Annotated in this window: 2 protein-coding genes; both read left to right on the forward strand. The window is 49.2% G+C overall.

Annotated features, from left to right (window positions below; genetic code table 11):
- The first annotated feature begins 690 nt into the window (after positions 1–690).
- Positions 691–1,905, forward strand: coding sequence for an MFS transporter (locus PHU49_16980; protein ID MDD5245703.1), 1,215 nt, complete (start codon positions 691–693; stop codon positions 1,903–1,905).
- A gap of 208 nt (positions 1,906–2,113) precedes the next feature.
- Positions 2,114–2,642: DNA repair protein RadC (gene radC / locus PHU49_16985; GenBank protein MDD5245704.1), on the forward strand; the 529-nt coding region annotated here is incomplete at its 3' end.

Below are 2,642 nucleotides of genomic sequence, written 5' to 3' on the forward strand. Positions count from 1 at the left end.
GATGTCGGGGGTTTCATAAAGATGATGGGGTATTCAGGAATGGGCATGTTCAATTCTTTTGCATGGTCAATGTAGTTCAAGCCAATGGCAATGATCTTCGTCGGATAAAAGATACCCATCGACGCCTCCTTTAAAGGTTCTTGATATAATTTGCATATTCTACGCCTTACCCGTGAAAGAGTTCAAGGAAAATGAACTAAGAATAAGGGCAGTGAATAGTCGATAGTGAATAGTGAATGGTAAGAAACCAAAGAGACAGTTCTTTGAGGAGTTTATCTCTCTACTCTCAGCTCTCCGCTCTCTGCTGATATACCCTGCGTTCTCTGCGAGAGGAACAAGGTTTCTGGTGTTGTCATAGCCAGGAGCCCCCCTTAACGGTCATCGCGAGGAGCGAAGCGACGTGGCGATCTATGGCGACCTGTTGAATGAGATTGCCGCGCCCTGCGGGCTCGCAATGACAAAACGCCGCGCTTCGTTCGTAATGATACCTTTCCCGCCTTACCACTTTTCTCGTGAGCGTTAATAACCGGATGAACTATATTCATCGCTGGCAAACTTGCAAGCTGTCAGGCAACATAAAAAGCTGATAGCTGTGGGCTGATTGCTGATAGCTTCAGAAAGCGATGCGTAAAAAAACGGTTGACAAGATTTTATCAAAATTTAAGAATGGAATAATAAGGAGGCGTCACAATGATACATTATGCCTGGATCATAGCCCTCACGGGAACCCTTGTCACCATTCTTGCCCACGGTTTTGGAAGGATGTCCTATTCTGTCATACTGCCGTCCATGAAAGATGGCCTTTCCTTAACCTATACCCAGCTTGGCTCCATTGCCATGGGGAATTTCATCGGATACCTGTCACTTGCAATAATAGGGGGCTTTCTCGCTGCCCGTTTTGGTGTGAGAAGGGTAGTCTTCATCTCCCTCTTAGTTATAGGTATCAGCCTCTTTATTACCGGGTTCTCAGAATCCTTTGTATTTGCCTTTTTCATGAGACTTATCAGCGGTATGGGCAATGGGGGTAGCTATGTTCCCATCATGGCGCTGCCTGCTGCATGGTTTGTGACGAAAAATAGAGGGCTTGCAACCGGTATAGTCTCGGGAGGCATAGGCGTTGGTCTTTTTCTCTCCGGGATACTTCTTCCCCCGGTCATCTCTGCATATGGAAAGGACGGATGGAGATATGCATGGTTTTTTATGGGTATCGTTGTATTCATTCTTGCCTTTGTCTGCTATGCATTTTTGAAGAATAATCCAAAGGAGAAGGGGCTCTCAATGTACGGCGGCGAAGAGGAACAGAAAGGAGGTCCCAGGGTTACGCTCTTTTCCGCGTTCAAGGATGTTGTGATTGAGCCCGAGATATGGAAGCTTGGCTGTGTGTACTTCATGTACGGCTTCTCCTACATTATATACCTCACCTTTTTTGTCGCGTATCTTACCAAAGAGATGGGTGTTGTCCCTGTCACGGCAGGCAGGATATTTGCCGTCCTCGGCATATTCAGTATATTCTGCGGGGTTATATGGGGCTGGATATCGGATGTCCTCGGAAGAAGATATGGCTCATTGTTTGCTTACATAACGCTTGCCCTCTCCTATGTTGTTTTTGCCTTCTGGAAGGATTCCACGGGTTTTTATATATCCGCTGTGGTGTTTGGCATTACAGCATGGTCTATCCCCACTATTATGGCAGCGGCTTCCGGTGATGCAGTGGGAGGGAGGCTGGCGCCGGCCGGCCTGGGTTTCATTACCCTGTTCTTCGGAATAGGCCAGGCCATGGGTCCTGTAATTGGCGGGTGGCTCAAAGACTCCACGGGAACATTTACGAATGCCTTCATCCTTGCCACCATTGTCTCGCTGATCGGGGGGTTCGGGTCGCTGATCTTGAAGAAGAAGACGTCATAGCACGGCGCAGTGTCATTGCGGGCCCGCAGGGCGTGGCGTCTTGTCATTGCGAGCGAAGCGCGGTGTAGTGTCATTGCGAGCGAAGCGCGGCAATCCCATCTTTTGAGATCGCCACGTCGCTTCGCTCCTCGCGATGACAAAAAGAAGGTAGGATTTAGATATTAGGATTTCGTGCCTGGTTTAATATTTGGTGCCTTAGGGGATATGCATGAAAGATGGCGATACTTTTACTGTCCGCGATCTCCCGAGATCTGAAAGACCACGGGAGAGGCTTCTCAAGTTCGGCGCGGATAAGCTCTCGTCGCAGGAGCTTCTGGCTTTGGTGATCGGGCGCGGCGTTTCGAAAAGATCTGTCATGACCATTGCCCAGGAGTTGGTAGCGAGGTTTGGCAGCATTCAGGGGATAAGCAACGCAACGATCGAGGAACTATCACGCATCAAGGGGATCGGCACGGCAAAGGCCGCACAGCTCAAGGCTGCTTTTGAGCTCGGGAAAAGACAGGAGCTTGAAAAAGAAACCCTCTATGAGGGTTATGACATCAAAGACCCTCAGGGTGTTGTCAGAGCAGTCCGTGGGACCATTCAAGACAAGGCAAAGGAGCACTTCAAGCTCATCCTTCTCAATACACGCAATAAGATCATCGGTCTCTCTACCGTTTCCATAGGCACCCTCAACGCAAGCCTTGTCCATCCCCGTGAGGTCTTCAAAGACGCGATCAGACACAGCGCATCGTCTG

It is taken from the genome of Syntrophorhabdaceae bacterium (assembly GCA_028713955.1).
In the GTDB taxonomy this organism is placed as follows: Bacteria; Desulfobacterota; Syntrophorhabdia; order Syntrophorhabdales; family Syntrophorhabdaceae; genus UBA5609.